Origin of the sequence: Halobacteriovorax sp. (assembly GCF_041587335.1) — a bacterium.
In the GTDB taxonomy this organism is placed as follows: domain Bacteria; phylum Bdellovibrionota; class Bacteriovoracia; order Bacteriovoracales; family Bacteriovoracaceae; genus Halobacteriovorax.
Map to the genome: position 1 here is coordinate 1 of NZ_JBFGYP010000051.1, position 20,266 is coordinate 20,266.

The 20,266-nt window shown below is 36.3% G+C and carries 17 protein-coding genes; 5 read left to right on the forward strand and 12 right to left on the reverse strand.

The genetic code is table 11. From position 1 onward, the window contains the following. The 4 genes from ABX784_RS09045 to ABX784_RS09060 form a co-directional block, all read right to left on the reverse strand. Positions 1–363, reverse strand: a 363-nt coding sequence (locus tag ABX784_RS09045) for a CNNM domain-containing protein (RefSeq protein ID WP_372654703.1), incomplete at its 3' end; no start/stop codon positions are given. A 12-nt stretch (positions 364–375) separates the two neighbouring features. Beyond that, positions 376–1,689, reverse strand: coding sequence for a magnesium transporter (locus ABX784_RS09050; RefSeq protein ID WP_372654704.1), 1,314 nt, complete (start codon positions 1,687–1,689; stop codon positions 376–378). Continuing rightward, a complete protein-coding gene (locus ABX784_RS09055) occupies positions 1,682–2,551 on the reverse strand; it encodes a CBS domain-containing protein (RefSeq protein ID WP_372654705.1) in 870 nt (289 codons plus the stop codon). Before ABX784_RS09055 ends, ABX784_RS09050 begins: the two co-directional genes overlap by 8 nt. A gap of 4 nt (positions 2,552–2,555) precedes the next feature. Beyond that, positions 2,556–3,359, reverse strand: a complete 804-nt coding sequence (locus ABX784_RS09060; RefSeq protein ID WP_372654706.1) for a hypothetical protein — start codon at positions 3,357–3,359, stop codon at positions 2,556–2,558. Between the two features lie 250 nt (positions 3,360–3,609). Here ABX784_RS09060 and htpX point away from each other — a divergent pair, with 250 nt between their 5' ends. Then, positions 3,610–4,500, forward strand: a complete 891-nt coding sequence (gene htpX / locus ABX784_RS09065; RefSeq protein WP_372654707.1) for a protease HtpX — start codon at positions 3,610–3,612, stop codon at positions 4,498–4,500. Positions 4,501–4,513: 13 nt separating this feature from the next. Here htpX and ABX784_RS09070 read toward each other — a convergent pair whose 3' ends face one another. Continuing rightward, the gene (locus tag ABX784_RS09070; RefSeq protein WP_372654708.1) at positions 4,514–5,275 is read right to left on the reverse strand and encodes a site-specific DNA-methyltransferase; all 762 of its coding nucleotides are present in this window, start codon (positions 5,273–5,275) and stop codon (positions 4,514–4,516) included. Positions 5,276–5,370: 95 nt separating this feature from the next. Then, positions 5,371–7,305 (reverse strand): hypothetical protein, encoded by a 1,935-nt coding sequence (locus ABX784_RS09075; RefSeq protein ID WP_372654709.1) that lies wholly within the window; start codon positions 7,303–7,305, stop codon positions 5,371–5,373. A gap of 133 nt (positions 7,306–7,438) precedes the next feature. Here ABX784_RS09075 and ABX784_RS09080 point away from each other — a divergent pair, with 133 nt between their 5' ends. After that, positions 7,439–8,134 (forward strand): substrate-binding periplasmic protein, encoded by a 696-nt coding sequence (locus ABX784_RS09080; protein WP_372654710.1) that lies wholly within the window; start codon positions 7,439–7,441, stop codon positions 8,132–8,134. On the opposite strand, the gene ABX784_RS09085 is transcribed toward ABX784_RS09080, so the two are convergent. From ABX784_RS09085 to ABX784_RS09095, 3 genes are all read right to left on the reverse strand, one after another. Then, positions 8,124–9,074, reverse strand: coding sequence for an NAD(P)H-dependent flavin oxidoreductase (locus tag ABX784_RS09085; protein ID WP_372654711.1), 951 nt, complete (start codon positions 9,072–9,074; stop codon positions 8,124–8,126). The genes ABX784_RS09080 and ABX784_RS09085 overlap by 11 nt on opposite strands. Continuing rightward, a complete protein-coding gene (locus ABX784_RS09090; RefSeq protein WP_372654712.1) occupies positions 9,071–10,429 on the reverse strand; it encodes a hypothetical protein in 1,359 nt (452 codons plus the stop codon). The genes ABX784_RS09085 and ABX784_RS09090 overlap by 4 nt, the downstream gene beginning before the upstream one ends. 68 nt (positions 10,430–10,497) lie before the next feature. Beyond that, entirely contained in the window at positions 10,498–11,118 is a 621-nt protein-coding gene (locus tag ABX784_RS09095; RefSeq protein ID WP_372654713.1) for a tRNA (5-methylaminomethyl-2-thiouridine)(34)-methyltransferase MnmD, read from the reverse strand. 245 nt (positions 11,119–11,363) lie between these two features. On the opposite strand from ABX784_RS09095, the gene ABX784_RS09100 reads away from it, so the two are divergent. Then, positions 11,364–12,074: a hypothetical protein gene (locus ABX784_RS09100; protein ID WP_372654714.1), complete on the forward strand. Its 711-nt coding sequence runs from the start codon at positions 11,364–11,366 to the stop codon at positions 12,072–12,074. A gap of 68 nt (positions 12,075–12,142) precedes the next feature. Beyond that, a complete protein-coding gene (locus ABX784_RS09105; protein WP_372654715.1) occupies positions 12,143–12,748 on the forward strand; it encodes a hypothetical protein in 606 nt (201 codons plus the stop codon). Positions 12,749–12,784: 36 nt separating this feature from the next. Here ABX784_RS09105 and ABX784_RS09110 read toward each other — a convergent pair whose 3' ends face one another. From ABX784_RS09110 to ABX784_RS09120, 3 genes are all read right to left on the reverse strand, one after another. Further along, a complete protein-coding gene (locus ABX784_RS09110) occupies positions 12,785–14,542 on the reverse strand; it encodes an acyl-CoA dehydrogenase family protein (RefSeq protein WP_372654716.1) in 1,758 nt (585 codons plus the stop codon). Between the two features lie 111 nt (positions 14,543–14,653). Then, on the reverse strand, positions 14,654–16,555 hold the full coding sequence (locus tag ABX784_RS09115; RefSeq protein WP_372654717.1) for a hypothetical protein: 1,902 nt from the start codon (positions 16,553–16,555) through the stop codon (positions 14,654–14,656). Between the two features lie 124 nt (positions 16,556–16,679). Beyond that, complete coding sequence (locus tag ABX784_RS09120; protein ID WP_372654718.1) at positions 16,680–17,912, reverse strand: hypothetical protein; 1,233 nt, start codon at positions 17,910–17,912, stop codon at positions 16,680–16,682. Between the two features lie 161 nt (positions 17,913–18,073). On the opposite strand from ABX784_RS09120, the gene ABX784_RS09125 reads away from it, so the two are divergent. After that, a complete protein-coding gene (locus ABX784_RS09125) occupies positions 18,074–20,083 on the forward strand; it encodes a hypothetical protein (protein ID WP_372654719.1) in 2,010 nt (669 codons plus the stop codon). Positions 20,084–20,266: the final 183 nt, after the last annotated feature.

Consider the following 20,266-nt stretch of genomic DNA (forward strand, 5'->3'; position numbering starts at 1 on the left):
ACCGGGGTTCTTTGCTGCAATTGATTTGGGTAGGATTTCAGAAAAGATAAGTACTATCAAAGTCATTGCAATAGTCGAAATAATAATTCCCTGCTGTTCACCAAAGTAATAAACTCCTAGAGCTGAAGCACACGAAGCCCCAAGGATATTTACTACATTATTTCCGAGTAGAATTGTAACTAAAAGCTTAGCAGGAGTTTTAATTAGCTCCTTTGCCGCCATAATAGATAAACGTCCAGATTTTTCTAAATCTTGTTCGACATGATCTTTTGTCAACCTAAGTAGGGCAGTCTCACTTCCGGAGAAAAATGCTGAAAGAAGAAGGCATAGTATAACAATAATAAAATAACTGAGTGGATCCATAAATACCTTTTGTTAGCTCTTTGTTAAAAATGAAATAAACAATGTGGCAAGTCCTAAGAAACTTATAAACCCCATTACATCAGTAACAGTTGTCAACAGAACTGACGATGATTGAGCTGGATCTTTTCCAAGGGATGTGAGAATGATTGGGATCGCAGCTCCTGAAATTGATGCAATAATCATAGAGAGTATCATTGCCATTGTCATAACTGCTCCAAGAGCAAAACTATTGCTCCAGAAATAAACTGCTGATCCTGTGACTATTGCTATGAACACACCGTTTATAAACCCAACTCTCAATTCTTTAAATAGGAGCTTTGCCCATTGTTTAACTCTAACTTCTCTAAGTGCTAATCCTCTCATTGTTACTGCCATGGCCTGAGCACCAGTATTTCCCGACTGACCAGCTACGACAGGTAGTAGGATTGCGAGAGCTGTAACTTGAGCTATTGTCCCCTCAAAGAAATTTACAACAGCTGAAGCAATGAAGGCGGTGAGTAAATTTATCATTAGCCAAGGAAGTCTTTTTCCTACAGAGAAAATAGGAGGTGAAAGAGCTCTTTCTGATGGACTCGCTCCTCCCATAGTTGCCATAGAATCAATGGCCTGACTTTGGACTTCTTTTACAAGACTAGAGTACCTGATTGCTCCTAATAGACTCCCGTCAATATGAGTAACAGGTAACACTGTTGTTTTAAATGTTTCAAAACATTCTGTGATCTCTTCACGCGGCGAGAGTGCATTCACTGATGGAGGATTCTTATGCATTATTCTTTCTAGAGACTCTCTTTCATTAGAGTAGAGGAGAGATCTTACTGGTAAGTAGCCAACGAGCTCTCCATTTAAATTTAAAATGAAAACCTCACGGTGGTCGATCCTGCTTTTTTGAAGATCTGTAATAACTTTCTTCACCGTATCTGAAGGACGGTATGTCTTTATACTTTGATCCATTAAGCTTCCAGCAGACCCTGTAGGAAACGATGAGATTTCTTTAATATCTTTTACTTCAGAATCGGATAATAAAGATAATTTTACTTCTCTAACATCAAGATCTGATTTTGATATAAGTTGGGCCGCCCTCATCGGATCAAGTTGAGAATAGACCTTGTTAAAGATATTGTCGGGAAGAGTGACTAACACGTTAGCTCCTCTGTCAGTTTTTAATTGTGTAAGTATTCGTACAATAGTTGTTACTGGAAAATCTTTTATGATATTAACAATGTCTACTGTAGATAATTCTTCTAAGCTAGAGATGGATTTCTCAGGATAGGATTCGAAGTATTGATCCAGCAAGTTCTTCTCTAGAGATGTTATAGTGCTACTCATGATTTTTTCTCCCTTTCATTGGGATCATTAGTGCAGAAACTGACGCCGACATTCCAATTTTAAAGACTTCACCAATGGCAGCTCCAGCTTGTGAGATTTCATTACTTCTAGCATTATCTGTACCTTCTTCACTCATAATTTCTTCTTCAAGTGAGCGGTGTTTTATGAGACCAATTATGCTTCTATTTTTATCAACGACAGGAATGGTTCCCCACTTTTTCCAAGATAGATTCTTGTAGGCCAACTGCAAACTTTCATTTGGATTAAAGTAGAATATATCAGAACTCATTATTGATGAGACGAGAGTGTTACTTTTTGAATAAAAGAGATCTTTAAAAGAAACGACACCGTGTAATTTAGAACTTTCATCAATAATATAAATATATCTATTATATCTATTTTTTTCTTTTTTTAGAATTGATAGGGCCTCTGCTGTCGTAATATTCTCTCTTATGGAAAATGGAACAGGACTCATAATACTTCCTAGAGTATTTTCTGGGTACTGCAGTAATCTTTTGATTGAAACTGAAAGATCTGTGTCTAGCAAACTTGAAATTTCATCAATTCTACTGCTTTCCAATCTATTTTTTAATTTCCATTGATGAAACACTGTTCCTGTTAAATTAATATTTAATTGCCCAAGAATATTAGCAATTATTGGATTAGGTAATAAGGCCAGAGACTCTTCAAGTAAGTTCACTGGTACCAGTGTAAGCGTCTCAGTTAAAGCCTCTACAGGCATATACTCCATGAGTTTAGAAAGTTCTTTTGGTCCTGACTTCATTAAGACAACAGAAGCCGACTCTGGGTGATTTTGAACAAAGGTAGATAGAATCTTAATCTTAGAGAAGTTCTCTTCCATATGGTTATACCTTTTTCACTGTAAGAATATTTTTATTGAAGAGGTTTCCGGGTAATGCCACTCGACCTTCTTCAGATTCTAAAATGACAAAGACTGGACCAATTGATTTTACAATCCCTCTGTGTTTTGCAATCGTTACTTCCTCTCCAATCTTCATATGGCCTGCTATCTGATAACAGCTGAGAATATCAGTAATATTAGATTTTGCGCCAAGAGCAAAAGTTAGCGCTATTCCTCCTGCAACTATTCCAGCCAGCATAATCGACAGGTTAATAATCAAGCTTATATTTAGTCCCACTTGCTCAAGGGCAACTGTCGTACTAATTATAAAAACTGTCCAAGAGACCGCCTTGCTGAACACCTTTGCTTGATTAAAGCTAACTTGAGTTAGGCTTTTATAAATTATATCTTCTAGGAAGTCTTTTAACTTCCAACCAAATACAAATATAACTAGTGCCGCAATGGTGTTGGGGAGATAAGAGGCAATGTTTTCAAACCAAGTCGAAACAATTTCTAGTCCAAGTTTTTTTAAAGCAGTAGCTATAGATAGAAATATAGTAATAAAGAAAACAACTTTGCCAAAGATAGTTGAAAACTTCTCTATCTCCTTTCTTGTAATGATCTTTTGTAGAAGATTTTTTGGGATTACTTTAGAGGTCCAGCGAATGAGTCCAGTTCCAAGCCACTTTAATAGATAGGCTAAAATGGTTCCAATGATTAGAATGGTAAGTGAGAGAGCTAGTTTTGGTAATAGCTGAAATAGCTCCGTTTGTACTGTACTGAAGGAGCTTAAAACTTCATCTAACATATGAATTTCCTTTTAGAATTTATCTTATTTCTACAACTTTTCTTTATATTAACTACAAAGGATGAAGATACAAGCATTCTTAACTTAGGACGGATTATTTTTTTATGATAATAAGGTTAAATTGAGGTTGTAGTCATAATTGCTGAATGTGCTTATTTATTGTCAACTTATAGCAAAGTCGTACCGCTTAATCTTGACAACGCTTAATTAAGGCCCAATATGTAAGTATCAAATTTTAAGAGAGGAAATTATGTTAAGAATTGGTTTATTTATTATCACTAACTTATTAGTCGTTTTCATGGTTAATATTGTTCTCAGTGTTTTTAATGTTCAACCATATTTAGAAGGTACGGGGCTAAATTATCAGTCGTTACTAGTATTCTGTTTAGTATGGGGTTCTGTTGGCTCACTAATATCACTTATGATGTCTAAGTTTATGGCGAAGATGGCCATGGGTGTAAAAATCGTAGATGAAAATAGTCAATACGGTGATCTTGTTAGAACTGTACACAGACTTGCTAAAAAAGCGAATATTACAAAAATGCCAGAAGTTGGTATCTATGACAGTCCTGAAGTAAATGCTTTTGCAACAGGTCCTAGTCGTAATAATTCACTTGTTGCAGTATCATCTGGTTTATTAAACCAAATGAACAGTGACGAAGTTGAAGGTGTTCTTGCCCATGAGATTGCTCACGTTGCCAACGGGGACATGATCACGATGTCTCTTGTTCAAGGTATTGTGAACGCTTTTGTTATGTTCTTTTCTCGTATTGTAGCTTTTGCTATTGATAATGCGATGAGAGATGAAGAGGGACGTGGCGGACTTGGATTTTTTGCAAGAATGGCCGTAACAATTGTTTTAGATATTGTATTTGGTATCGCTGCAGCACCTATCGTTGCTTGGTTCTCTAGATGGAGAGAATTTAGAGCAGATGCTGGTGGAGCACAATTAGCTGGTAAGCAAAAAATGATCTCTGCCCTTCAGGGCCTTCAAAGAACGCTTGAAGTTGCAGATGTTGAGGGTAGTGATAAGGCCTTTGCAAGTATGAAGATTTCAAGTAAGTCTAACCTTGCATTCCTTTTTAGTTCTCACCCTCCACTAGAGACAAGAATTAAAGCATTACAACAAGGTAATTACTAAATATTCTTAGGGGCTAGCTTTCTGCTAGCTCCTTTATTCTTTTTTGAGAAATACTCGCCCAGTTCTCTCTAAGCTCAATCCCTGAAATTACTCGATCTAACTGAATTGCTGCCGCCGGAGTCGAGCCACTACCTGTAAAAGGATCTAGTATTCGATCACCAGGTACAGTGAAGTTTCTAATCAATGGCTCAAGACAAGAGAATGGTTTATGGTTAGGGTGATTTTCCCACTTTGAGGCCTCGCCTTCTTCGTCATACTTTGTGATAATTGACCACTGAAGAGGTAAGTCAGCATTAGTCATCTTCTTCATAGGTTTCTTTGAAAATACTAGAGCAACTTCGTACAACCTGACATTAGTCTCGTTGCCACTATTAGTCTCTTTTGCAATCTTTCCCCAGAGAAATTCTCCGTAAAAGTGTTCAAAACCTAGCTTTAAAGCTGTGTCCTTAATTGGTTTAATACCAAGATAGTTTGTCCAGATGACAAGAACGCCATCGTCGGCAATATGCTTTACGGCTTCTCCTAGCCACTTCTCTGTGAAGAATCGGTAGGATTTTACATTCTCATAGCGAGTTACGGCCTCATGATTTATTTTGGCCGTCTTTGGATCTCTAAGAGCACCAGTTTTTTTATTTCTTCTTACAAGAAGGCAATAAGGTGGGTCCGCGTAAAGCATCTTCGCTTTTTCGCCCTTCATTACTGCGTCAAAGTTACTGGCAACAGTTGAGTCACCATTAATATGTCTATTTTGTCCAATTTCTATAAATTTTTTCATAAATATTTATAGCAGATATTTCAAATAATAGTAAATGGCTTTGATTTTTACTTGATGGGATAAGGGTGTATTTTTGAAATACACCCCATCTTTATTTATAAGCTGATTAATTTTTCAACTTGCTTTTCACCTAGAGTTCTTAAACTTACTTTGTAGTCTTCTTTAGAAAGGTTACTTAAGATAGCTTTAAAGACAAACTGGTTTTCCATCATAAAGCTTCCAAACTTATTATAGGCAGCAGTGAATTTCTTCCAGTTATTGTTGTGCTTTGCTTTCTTCATAATCTTTAATTGATCCCACATCTCGACAATTAGAGTTGAGGAAGACTTTATTAATGCTTTATGACATGACTTGAAAAATCTCTTCTTACATAACTTCTTCATCTTTTTTGAATCAGCTCTAAAGCCTGCGTTTACTGTATCATAAGTCTTTTGTAGCAGAGATCGTCTGTCACTATTATCTATAAGTGAAATAATCTTGTCCGTCGCTCCTTGAGTCAGATTTATCTCAAATTCAGATCTAAAGTATCCATATTTACTTGAAGATGGAATTTCAAGTTCACTTAGGTCAAACCCAGTTTTTTGATTAAGATACTTAAGCTCTTTCTTATATTGCTTTCTACTGACTTTATCCCTTTCAAATAATCTCTTCCAAGATGAGGCGTAGTTAACGTGATTCTTCCCGTTTTGTTTCACGTTCATGGCCATTGCCATAAAGTATTCGTTTCTGCTTTTATGTTTTGAAAATAGTCCAGAAGTAGACTTAGAGTCAACAGTCATTGCCATGTCTGTCTTTGTCTCCATCCCAAAGAAGTTATCTGTTGAGTTAGATAAGCTATACATTTTAGAATTTGATTTAGATCTAACAAAGAGGGCCGGAATCTGAAGCGCCGTCATTCTTTGAAAAGCAATCATTGAACTAGTCCCAAATGAATTTCTAAACACTGGTCCACCTTCTAATGACTCTAGTTCTTGCGCTTTAGTAAGATCCCCAGAGAGAGCAGAGATATAAGTAGAAACACCCCCCTGATCTGTTAGATCAAAAGTAAATGTTTCTGACTTTCCTTCCATATTCATCTTTCCTGAACTTAAAGAGAGACCCATATTTCCTATGCTTGAAGAGTAGTGAGACATCTCTTCATTTAAAAATGTAGTTTTAATCTTAGTCTCAGATACTTTTTCTATTGAAATTCGCCACTTTCCTTGAAACATGTAATTTGCAGAAATATCTAGAATATGTCCAAAAGTGATCCCTCCGTGTGACATAACACCACCGTGTGAGCTGTAAGAGAGCTTATCTCCTATACTCCATTTATTGAGATCATCTATAGTAGAAGGAACCTTTAAAAAAGTGTCATCACTGTCATTATGTGTCGCTAGCTTCTCCATGTACTTATATTCGCCTTTATAGGGCATAAGTCCGGCGGTAACCATTGTTGACCAAGGTAAGTTCATTAAATGACCCATAACCATTAGACCTGCGCCAACTTCAATTTTTCTTGCTCTAATAATCTTTATAGATTCATCGTCTAACTTTATTTTACGATTTATCTTATCTATACCAAGACTCACCATTGGCATTAAGTGCCAGTGAACGCTTGAGCTACTACTATGTCCACTATGATCTGTTGAGCTATCAGCATCGGAGTCGGCCATATCCATATCTCCATGGTCCATGTCATTGTGGTTCATATCACCATCATTCATATGATTCGAATCACCCATCCCCATATCGTTATTCATATCACTCATATTTCCGTGATCCATATCTCCATGTCCCATATCGTCCATGTGACCCATGTCTGTATGATCCATTCCATCATGACTCATATTACTACTAGTGCCATGGTCCATATTCATTTTGTAGCCAAAGTTAATATTGCCATCAAAACCTATTTGAATAGGCATATGAAACATTGATGATCCCGAGTCTGGAATTCCAAATTCATCAGATGTATGACCACCTGAGCTATGTGCAAAACTAGTTGCTGATAGGGATATTAAAATTAATACTTTAATTATTTGATTCATAAATCTCTCCTAAAGGCGACTATACTATGGGGGAGGAGACTAAAAGTCATAGGAAAATATTAGGGCGCAACAAAAAGATGCTTCAATAATATTTAATTACAAAACCTATCTAATTAATGTTAAAATAAGTCATATGAGAATATTCCTGTACTTACTTCTACTTACCATTCTGTCTCCTATCAGTAGAGCAGACCAACGTATTTCAATAGCCTACGGTGACCACAATTCACCACCTTATGTCATTTATGATAATAATAAGCGTGTTGTAGGGGGTCATTTCTTAGAGCTTGCTAAATTTCTTAGTGAAGAGCTAAACGTTGACTATAGAATGGTATTTACACCTAGGACTAGATTACTAGAGCTCCTTAAGAGTGGTCATATTGATCTGTACTGTAATTTAAATAAGAAGTGGGTTGACGAGCCCAGCGAATTTGACTGGTATCCAGGACTATTTGAAGATGTAAATCTTCTTTATACGAATCAAGATAAATTCAAAGATATTAAAAAATTAAGTGAAGTAAAAGAAACGATTGGAACGATCACAGGCTTTTCTTATCACCCTCAATTTGAAAAATTAATCTCTAGAGTAGGCAGATACGATATTAAAAGTCATGAAAATTTAATAAAGTTTCTAGGATTAAAGAGAGTTGGTTTAATTATAATGTCTAAGAATATAGCCGAGAACTATATGATTAAACACAAGGTAAACCTTAGTCCAGTATCTAGCTTTAGGGACTCATTTCTATATCAATGTATAGTCTCAAAAAAATTGCAGCTTGATAAAAATAAGCTTTTTAAAGCTTTAGATAAATTTAAGTCTAAAATGTAGAGAGCGTCTCTCTATATTCTTGCAGTAGAGTCTTAACTAGTGAATCAACTGTTGGATTATCATTTATTAAAGCACTGACTTGCCCAATTTCTAACTCACCTTCAGATAAGTTACCATCAAGCATACCAAGTTTTGCTCTACCTTTTCCTAGAAGTTCTACTAGGGCCTCTTTTCCTGCGCATTTCTTTTCAAGAGCAACAACTTGTTCATAGAATTCATTCTTGAGCAGCCTTACTGGAACAACTTCTTTCATAGAGAGGCGAGTGTCACCAGGGCCAGCACTCATGATTGCTTGTTTAAAGTTTTGGTGAGCTGATGATTCAACTGTACAAGCAAACCTTGATCCTATTTGAACACCATCTGCTCCCAGCGCCATTGCTGCGACTATGGACTGACCACTAGCAATACCTCCTGCTGCAATAACAGGAATATTCACAGCATTAACAACCTGAGGAATTAGGCTCATGGTTGTAATTTCGTCTCTACCATTATGTCCGCCAGCTTCAAAGCCTTCTGCTACAATAGCATCAACACCAGCAGCTTCACACTTAAGAGCGAGATCGGGAGAGCTTGTAACGTGAACTACCACACAACCTTTCTCTTTAAGATAGCTGGTGTACTTTTTAGGACTGCCGGCACTGGTAAAGAAGATACGGATTCCATTCTCTAGTGCAGTTTCTATATGTTCACTTGCGTACTTATAAAGAAGTGGAATATTTACGGCCAAAGGTTTATCAGTGAGAGTCTTCGCTTTTATGATTTGGTCTTTGAGTAAATCAGGGCGCATGCTTCCCGCGCCAATAATTCCTAAGCAGCCAGCATTAGCTGCAGCGGCCGCTAGTTTGGCCCCAGAAACCCAGACCATACCGGCCTGAATGATAGGGTAGTCTATACCAAAAAGATCTGTGATTTTTTTATTTTTAAAAGGAGAATCAATCATTTTTTTACAACTTTACTTCTTAATGTTTTTTCTAAGGCCTTGATGACTTTTATCATTTCAGGGCTAGAGTATCTCTTATAGAGTTGGTCAACAATAGGGTGTGGCTTACCACCCCTTTCTTTAAAATCTAGAAGTTCTCTTACGAACTCACATGCAATAATAAATATCTTAGACTCAAGTGGAAGTTTGGGCATATTGTTAATTGAAAAGCCCTTGCCGTTAGTTGTCCCATGATGATTTTTAATAATTGTATCTACATCAATTGGGGCCTCCGGATGCTTTCTTATTAGTAGCGCTCCATCTAGGGCGTGATTGAAGACTAGATCCCAATCCTCTTCACTAACTGAACTTGACTCAAGTTCTTCAAAAGTGGAAATCTTTGCTAAGCTTTCATTATCTACAAAAGTAATATCTTTGAAAAAACTGGCATAGGCCAAACGGAGAGTTACAAGCTCTTGATTTATTCCTAAGTTCTTTGCTATTTCATTAGCAACAATAGAAGTCATGTGACCATGCTGGTAGAGATAGCCACTTTTAGAGTTTATAACTTTATGTAAAACGCTATTTACCTCAGGTAAATTCTTTGATGCAGAAATCATGCTTTTGATAATACTGTCAGTAAGCTGAATTGTTGCACTATTAAAACCAAGGTTTTTAATTTCATTTAGTGCTATGTCGTAACTCTGAGAGATGACTTCAATTTTTTGATCTATATTTTTAAAGTTATCTTCATCAAGTTTTTGAGAAAGATGGTCAGAAACATAGTTGGTGAAATTGTTTTGATACTCTTTAGGAATATAGAAATATATGAGACCTTGATCTCGGTATTTATCAATCAACTGTCTTGAGTAACGATCTCCCGCATGAATTCTTTTTACAAATTGATACTCAGTAGCCGTTTTCTTAATACGAATGAAAACATCACAACATGAGGAGTCTAGAGGGAGAAAGTAACGAATCTCAATTGGTATAAATTCAGGAAGAACTCTTTTTTCTAGAGACTCAATACTTACACCTAGAACCTGGGCGGAAGTACTAATTATTGTTTCCCAGTCTTTTTCCTCTTGAATGACAATTAGCTTTTCTTCATCAACATGATCAAATTGACCATTAACGATTATAGATACATCTGAATTATTATCTTTAATGTATTGAAGTAGAATATTTGCAGTCTGCTCATCATCAACTCTTGCTTGAGTAATGATTAAGTCTACATTTGGAAGAATATTCAATAGATCGATTGCCTCACTTGCAGTAGATCTTGGGATCACTTCACTTCCGACGTAAGTCTTAAGATTGATAGCAAGAAGATCTCTTAAATTTTCATTTTCTTCAATGAGAATTACTTGAGACACTTTATCTCCTAGTTAAGTACATTAGTACTATTTTACAAGTGAATCATAAATAATTCTATAAGAAAGTGTTATTTTTTCAATAACTTATCACTTAGACACTGTTCTGGTGAGTTCTCAATATTTTGAAGAAACACAGGATTCATCTCAATTCCCAACCTTGCTATAGTAGTTGAGCGCTTTTCTCCATAACCCTCTCTCTTAAAAACAGACCATCCTGCAGAGAGTAGACTCTTTCTTATCGGCATGGCCGCTGAGTAAGTGCTTAGCACACAATCTGAGGCAGATAGGCCTTTTAGCTCCGAAAACCACTCTGTTGTCCATAGATGAGGGTTTTTCTTAGGTGAGAATGCATCCTGATAAATTGCATTGAACTCTGGAAGAGATAGGTCGATCTTGGCCACTGATAAGGTCTTTCGAATATCTCCAACAATAATAGTTAAGTGAAAGTTTCCAATTGAGCTTTGATAGAACTTTGTCCCTTGCTCATTCTTTTCTATTAGCGCATTTAAAAGTGGATGAGAGTCATTCTCTATGGACCAGTTTATAAGACCTTCATCTAGTTCACAGCTTATAAAGTGAACTTTACCTTCAAGACTATTTATTTTCTCAAAAGTTCTTATAGCGCCTACACCTAGTCCGTAACCAACTTCAAAAATGGTAATTTCACCATCTCGCTTGAGTTTTGACACTATTTCGCAACCCTCAACATAATTGAAGTCCGTCTCTGCGTTTGCACCGGAAGTAGAGTGACAGTTTTCATCGAAGTATTCACTATAGAGAGTTGTACTATTGTCTGCTGTCTCAACCTTGAAATACTTTCCTAGCTTTCCATCAAATGTGTCGTTATTTCGAGTAGTTATAATCGCAGCCTTTATGTTACTTAAATTTAAGAAAAAATATAAACTCTGACTAGTTGCATCCGATAAGAATAGAGATGATTAGATTTAATAAAAATCAATTTAGTATATTATGCATCCTTCTAGCTTTTGTGAGCTGTGGCCAGAATCATAGTGGAAACGATAGAGGTTTGGCCAGTGTGGGTGAGGAATTTGGAATCGAAATCAAGCTTCTCGACGCAAACTCTGAGACTATTGCATTGCGTATTTGTAATGCCTTAAGATCTAAACGTAGCTATTGGCACTCAACTCCAATCATAGGTAAGAAGGCCAATATATCTGTAGAAGGCAAAAATTGTTCACAAGAGAATGAGCAGTTTGATCTAGAGACGACTATTTCTTCAACTCTTATGTCTAATCCAATCATTCTAGATTCTTTAAGTAATCAAACATACTACAAAGAAGTTTTAACAGAGTCCCATGGGGCATTATCTACAGTTTGTCCTTCAATTTTTGCTGGAGATAACCCTCTCGAATTCTATACTCAAGGCTCAGATAGAGTTTACACTCAATTTGCAAAGATAGACTCAAACTCAGACCGTCTAACTATTAAGTACGCTGAAACTAACTCTAACGACCAACAAGAAGTAAGCGGCTATAAAGTTTATAAACATGTGACATACGATATCATTACATCTAGTACAGATGCCACATTCCTTGGAACTGTCTCTGAGATAAGTATGGTTGAAGCATGTGGAGAAGAGAGCTTTAATCGCACTAGAGTTCAAAAGCTAAACTCAATCCTTTAATTTTCTTACACTCACTTTACGATTCTATTTTTCCCTGCAATAGTGAACTACCAAACAAGGGAGAGAGCATGCGTAATATCATTCTGATCGGTTTACTATTCATTTCTACAAACAGCTTTGCAAATTCAAGGGGTCAAGTCATTGATAATATCTCAAGACTATCTTCACGTATTCAGCTGAAGGTCCTAGACTCTCAGGCCTCAGTGCAAGAGCTTCGTATTATTCAAAATAACCTCAAATCTATATTAGACAAACTAGATAACCGTCCTGATAATCGCTGCCTTGATTTCGCATTACAAGTATATGAAAGTTCTTACTCTGGTACTTTCGCTTTAAAGAAAGCAAAAGAAGCTTGTGAGAGAATTAGTGATGTAGGGATTGTTAAATTTGTATATGAAATATACTCACAGTCTTACAGTGAAGTCTTTGCCCTTGAGAGAGCAATAGATAAAGTCCAAGGTCATGACTACTTTGGAAAAAGTGACGAACTTATGTTTATCTATTCTGCTTATGAGCAGGATTATTCAAGTAGCTTCGCTATTGATAGGGCCTTAGAGAAAGTTGAACTTCTTGATAGTGATTCTATGAATTGTTTAGAGGTTACATATAAAACTTTATCTAGAAGTTACAGTCCAAAATTTGCAATGGATCGCTCAGTAGAGTCTTGCAGATAGAATATAGAGAAAGGGAGGTTTTACCCTCCCTTTTATTTATCTAATTGACCAATCTGTATAAATTGCTTCAAGTCTAGGTAAGATTAATTTCTGATACCTAAAGAATAAATCTTTTCTCTCTTCATCTTTATTGGCATGCTCACATAGAACTCTCGCTGTTTCCATATAGCTTAGTGCCTGACAAAGTGTTTCAGCATGCTCCATAAGTTCTGATACATTTTCATCACTTGCCCAAGACTTTGGATTGAAGAGCTCTCCAATTTCTGGTCTTAGACATTTTACAAGTAATTTAACCATATTCTTTTTAAACTTATAGTGAGACGAACTAAAAGATTTCTCCCAAGATTTAGAACCATTTAAAAGTTCAGTCGTAGGGTGTTTAAATAAAACGTTGCTAAAAAATCTCTTAGGATCTTTCATTGCATATTTCATAATATCTTTTAGGGCCATGAGTGCTTGAATTTGAGATGTTCCTTCGTATAAAAGGGGACCAAAGCTATCTCTATGGTACCTTTCAACAGGGTACTCTTCCATAAATCCATATCCACCAAGAATTTGAATTGCTCGCTGTGATAGGAGCGTAGCCTGTTCACAAGCATAGTACTTAACTAATGGAGTTCTCTTTCTTGTCCAAAGTGATGCCTCTTCAAAAAGAACTTCTTCTTCTTTTGTAAGCTCATTAGCTTTTTGCTTCTTCAAATCTAGCTTTTGAAAAATATCGTAGTGTGACACTGTATCTACTAATAGAGCTCTAATTGCGTCTCTTTCCGTGGTGAAATCCTCTAGATTTCTTCTCATTAGAGGAAGCTCTGTTAATGGCCTTCCAAATTGCTCTCTTTCTTGGGCGTACTTAATAGCATATCCAATAGATCCTTCAATTGTTCCAAGGGCCTGCATACCTACAGCTATACGAGCTTCATTCATCAAGTGAAGCATATACTTGAAACCTTTACCAGAGTCTCCGACAAGTGTCGCTACGGAGTTCTCGTAGACAACTTCTGTTGTAAATGAACCATGCATTCCCATCTTGTCTTCATTCTTAGCAACGATGAAGTTTAACTTGTCTTGTCCTTCTATTTCTTGTTCACATAGAAAGAGTGAGATACCTGCTAGACCTTCTTTATCGCCTTTGATTCTTGCGAGAACAAAACCTAATCCTCCACCACCGTTAGTGATAAAGATCTTTGATCCATTCAATAAGTACTTTCCATCATCAGTTGGAGTGGCCGAGGTTTTAATCATTCCAAGGTCAGATCCACAACCAGGCTCTGTAAGACACATTGAACCTGAAAGTTCACCTCTGGCTATCTTTGGTACAAGTCTATGAGCAGTTTCTTCATCACAAAAGCGATGAATCATCTCTCCAATAGAGGTGAAAAATGCCATCTGTGTAGAACTAGCAAGACATGCTCTTGAAAGTTGAGCAAGTAGCATAAGTGTAATCGCTGAAGGGGCTCCAAGACCACCTAGTTCTGTTGGAAATGGGAGTCCAATAGAGTCGAGTTCAGTTGCTTCTTTGTAAAGAGCTTGTAGAGCTTCACTTGGAATCGTTCGTCCATCAACAACTTTACCAGCACCTTCTTTGTCTAGCTTAGCAGCGCGATCAGCAACAGATGTTCCTGTCCACTCACCAGTGTTCTGTAAAATTTCTTCGAAAAAATCAATGACTTCTTTTTTTGAATTGAAACCATCTTCTGTAGGAAACGTAGGGTAGTACAGAGGAATAATCTTGTCCCAATCAATCCCGTTACGAAAGAGCCATTGCCAGTCTTTTTCATCACTATAGTAATTCATAATAATTCCTTTTATTACGGGGGATAATACAAAAATTTTACTTCAAAAACTTTAAGTTTCCAAGTGGGAGAGAGTGGTAGTATTGGACAAAATTTAGTTCATGAAATGAACTTATTGATTTGAGTCAATATCATAATTAAGAATAACGTTATTGATCTTATCAACACCTAGAGTCGCACCTTCGTCATTGCCTTTATCTTTTTCTGAAAGTTCAATACTGTTGGCCTCGAGAGACTTCTCAAGGTTTTCATTCTGATTAGCATATTTAACGGCCATCTCTGGTGAGTTTGCTAAGTTGTCTTCGCTGAATGCACTGTTGGCGATCTCACGTTGGATAGAAGCTGTGTTTTTTCTGGTCTCTTTTCCTTCTTGATCAATATCTAGAAAACCTGAGACGACATTATTAAAGTGTATTAACTGAGCGTACTGCTCCGTTTTAGAGGAAAGTTCCTCGTGAATTTTAATTAACTTACTAACATCCTGGCTATTGGCAGAAACATCTATTACACCATCATTAGTTGAAGCTGTGCTTTCCATTTTATCATTCATGCTTTTTATAAGTTCTAATTTTTCATTTTCATAGCGAGCAATAATTTGATCTTTTAGGGCCTTAATATCTGTATTGGCCTCAATGGTTTGTCCAATTTCGTCATCTGTGTATCCTTGATCTTTTAGAAAGTCTTCTACACCATCAGTATCTTCAGATGTAGCGTCAATTGTTTTGACTTTCTCCGCAAGTCCTCTCAGTCTAAGAGCGTATTCGGCCTTAAGGGTTTCAACTTGTTCTCTGTCAGTGTTGAGATATTTCTTACAACTTTCTTCAGCGCCAGGAGCTAGATTATAACTTCCTGTCTCTGGATCTTTTGAGATACAATTTTCAAGCTCTGCTAAATCACTATTTACTCCTTCTGAGAAGCCTGATTCATTTACAAATTCGTTTGAGCTTACAGATGTAATATCATCAACTTTATTATCTAGGCTGACTTGCTTAATGAGATTTCCATTAGCACTAGGTTTTTCGCCTGTGGCGATAGCTTGAATTCCGCCTGTTTTTTGAAGTTGATTGTAGCCTTCAGAGATTGTCTCAACAGCTTTAAGGTTTTGCTTTGCTACTTTTAGATAATTAGTTAATTCACATGCTCTAGTTTTAGTGTAATCGTAGCTTTCTCGCAAATTTACACATTCTTTGTCTTCTATATCACAGTCATAGCCGATAGTCTTTTTAGCAGTAGCTTCCTTAATATTACCCTCGGAGTCTTTCCAAGACTTTGTTCCATCATGACAAACATATTGAGCATTGATGAAACAGTTTTGCCAATCGTTAGATTGAGACTGGGCACCAGATAGACTTTTATCGTTAACGGTGACTGTTGTTTTAGAGAGGGTCTTTATATTTGATTGTCTTTGCGTATTTCTCTTAGATACAGAACTCGAGATAAGTGGAAAAGACGCTTCTCCAGATCCCTTAATAGACGCCTCAATACAGAAAGAACTAATGGCCGTTAAAACATTCTTTGTTAACTGGTTCTGATAAATAGTATTAAACTTAGAGTGGTCAACAACTTGATAGCTTCCATCTGCATTCTTACCGTTTACAGAGTCTCCAAAAATTTGTTGGTTCATATTTTTATAGTAGTACTCTTCTAACTTCTTTTGAGATTCTGTTGACTCTTTTGCAAGAGGTAGAACATTTACTGATTCATATTTTTTGACTTTGTCTTGATCTAAATTATTGAGCTTTGAAGCTATCTTGCTTTTTATATCTTCATTATCTACAACATTTTTCCATATACAGTCAGAGATCTCTAATTTAGTGTCTGTAGCTTTTAACTGATTACATTGTTGATAGATAGCATTGACTTCAGGAATCTCTAAGAGCTTTTCTAATTGATCACTTTGATCATTTGATTGCTCATAGTTTTGATACTCAGGGGCCTCAATTGTCTGTGCCTCTTGAGCTTGAAGAGTTAGTGATGCTGATAAAAATAGGATGCTTAATATTACTTTGTTCATAGTAATATTATCGCCTATTTAGGCCATAAACTTGAGTCTTTTAGTGTGGAGAAGGTAAGGGGACATATAATCAATAGATTAGGTCCCCTAGAGAGATATTATTTAATTGTAAAAGTGCCTATAATTAGTACCAAACTTTACAATTTGTACGCTTGCCAGGTTCTCCCCAACGAGCAGAAAGAGTGTCATTTGGATGAGAAGAAAGCGATCCCACTTGAATTCTCTTCCAGATTGTAGCCAAATCAAATGTTCCTAGACCTTGAACTGCTATCGGACAATAGTCTAAAACTAAAGTGTTATCTTGGAAGTTCCCACCCAGAATAGTCTCAACAATAATTGAAAGGTTGTTATCACTAACTGACTCAGAAACCTGTGACCAGTTATAAGCGAGAGCTTCGTATGAAGACTTAAGGGCCTTGTCTCTAGCTGGTGTAGAGTAGATATCGTAATCAGTGTAGTCCATACAACGACCGTTTCTAGAGTTGTTATAATTAACACCTTGATCAACGTAGCCAATTCTCGCTGTTGCCTCTTGGCAAATATTTTCTAATACTCTCGCAATCATTCTATTAGGAGTTTCATCTTCAGTCTTTAAAAGATTTTTAACATATGAGAAGAACTCATTTTGTCCAAGCTCTTTTGCTAGTGAATACTGCTCTAAACTATAACCAAAACTTTCTGGTAAAGATGAATTTGCAACATGAAGCTTTGTTGGCCACTTAAATTTTCTAAATCCCCAAACTGTTTGTGGAAGGTTAACAAGCTCTTTTCCCTTTCTATAGTTCATAGGAAGGTTCTCTTTTTTTATCGCCTGTGTAGAGTAAATTAAATCAAAGCTTCCCGTAGGTTGAATATCTTTAATTGTATATGCATGACGAATAACTCTTCTAAATCTTCCCTTAATTTTATAAGTGTAAAGAGTTCCTGGGTTTACAGTATCTAGCTTCACTGGATAAGTATCCATTCTTGAAAGGTTCTCAGTACCAACACTTTCACCAAGGTTGTTTAAAAACGCTACAACACGTTTATGAGGATCTCTATATTTATCAAATGCAGTTGAATCATTTGTTAGATACTTACTTGTTCTTCCACCAGAAGGGTTACTGATTGCAAATGGAAGTGAGTTTTCAAAACTAAAGATTGCTCTTAAAGCGTATGCTGCGTCAGCACAGTCAGCTCTTAGTCCATAGTAAGGTGATTCTTTATCTATGAATAAGTCTGCGTGAACATGACTTGTTGTCATCCATTGAGAGTATTTTTCTTCATAGTCTTCACTCCATTGATTGTCAGCAGTCCAAACTGAAGCAAAGGTAGTGAAGGCAATTAGATATGTCGCGAATAATTTAAGTGTGATCATTAAGTCTCCTGTGTGTGTGAAGGGACTCTAGGAAATCTTTTGAGCTTCGTCATTGCGCGAGGCTTCTTGAAAAAGGACTAACATCCTAATTTTATATGAATTCTGAAGATATCTTTAACTCTTTAACTCAAGTATTCCGTAAAGAAGAATAGGAGAGATATGTGAGATTTTCAAAACTACTATTAATATTCTTTGTAAGCTTTAGCTTACTTGCGCAAGAGAGAGACTATTCTATCTGCGAAGATAAGGCCATTGAGTACTATCAGGATGCCTTTGCTAATGATAATTCTAATATCTTAGGACGTCAGTTTCAACTGACTACGTTGAAGCTAGCAAGAATAAGTATCGCAGACAGTCGAACATCTCTCGAAGATAAAATAAAGAAAATCTCAGCTGAAATTGATCCAAATGACCCTAAGTTAAAGAAGATTGACGAGCTTTATAAAGAATATGGTTATGAAGATGACCTAGAGTCAGTCATTGATAATATGAGATCAGCTAAATATTGGGATAGATCCACTCGTTTTTATAATGATGATGTGAGTGCATTTATACTTCTAGCTAAAGAGGTTGAACCAAGTATAGGACTCTCAGAAAGAGATGCTGCTATAACGTGGTTTATGAGTTACGTAAGTGATACTGCCTCTAAGAAAATGGGAGCAACAAGTGCAAGTGCTAACTTAACAAATCTCTCTTCACGACTTGCTAATTTCACAGGTGCTTACGCTGAAAAAAGATCTCTTACAGATAGTGAGATAGAAAGAGAAATTGAAAAATTAGAAAATGATATTGATAAAACAATGGATACTCTTCATAAAGAATTAGTTTTTGAATTGGGATCTGAGTGTTTTGATAATGGAGTCTTTGCAGGATCATGTACATACTCAGATGAGATGGGAGATTTACTCTTATCGCAATCTTTAATGGATTTAACTGGAGAGTTAAAGAAAAATAAAATAGAATCGTTAGAGAATTCTATTTTTTCTGAAAAAGGAAAGTTTAAACTCAACCTTTTTGGCCTTCCTTCTCAGGATGAGTATAGTAGAGAAAAACCACTCGATTTAATCCCTCCAAAATTAGACTATAAGACAGTTGCGGATATTCGTATCCATGATGATTATTGGATTAATAGAGAAGAAATTCTTAAATTAGAAGATCGTCTCAATATTTTATCTGATAAGGAAAAGATCAAAGCTTTTCAGCAGCACACTGAAGATGAAAGTTACGTAATTTTAGATAAAGAAAACCAGGTCCTCGAGTATTTTGATAAAGATGGAAACCTAATTAAACGAGTAAGACTTGATTTAGCGGGACTATTGAGTGATCAAAAGCAACTTGGTGGTGCAGGCTCATATTTTGTACACAGTTATAAAAATGGTGTTCTTTATATTCAAGACGAGCGCGGAGAAGTTAGACCTTACGAAGGTGTAGAGTTAGAAGGTTTAGACGTCGGAACTAGCTTTTATATTCTTCCTAGCTCTGAGGATCATCACTTTAAAATTAAAGGTGGTAAGATTCACTTCACAGTTGAAGGAAAAAAGAGTGATTATCTACCATTTAATTTCTCTGTAAAAGATAGAGATGTTAAAGAAATAAAGTCAGTAATAACTAAAAAAGATTATCAAACAAAGACAGCAGTATCTTTTATGTCAGAAATTGATGATAAAAAAGAAGAGTTAATAAAACTCTATAAGATTACGGACTCAGAGTATAATGAACTCTCAAAACTTGCTTTTGGTATATTAGGGAATGAGTCACAATTTGGTGAATCCAAGAAGTATTACATTAAAGAAGCCCTGCCATGGCTAGTTGCTCTGGCCAAGGGAAATGGAGTCGACACTTCTAGAAACTCTAGAGGACCTACTCAAATGAAGAAAGTTCCAACCAAAATAGCGAAAGAGTTTGGTGTCACAAAAGAAAATCTCACTGACCCAAAGAAAGCTGCAGTTGCAACAATGGGTTACTTAGCAGAGGCATTAGAAGAGCTTAAGGCCAAAGAAAAGTCACACCCAGACATTACTCCAGACAATAGATATAATTATATCCATTATATTTATATGGGAAAATCTAAAGAGATCACCGAGGCGACGGCCACACCAATGAGAAATATCTATTTCAAACAAATATTAAAATTTAATGAAGGTCTAGAGGTATTTGAGAAGGTAGAATAGGGGAGATTATCTCCCCCCATTTTAAATTATGACTTCTTGATAAACTTATCTACTGAGAATTCTCCAGCACCAGTAAACACAAGTGTTCCATAAATTCCCATATACATAAATGCTAGCTCTTTAGACTTAAATGGATCATTCCCATGAACAATAAAGAAGGCCACTGCCATTGTTATAAGTAGT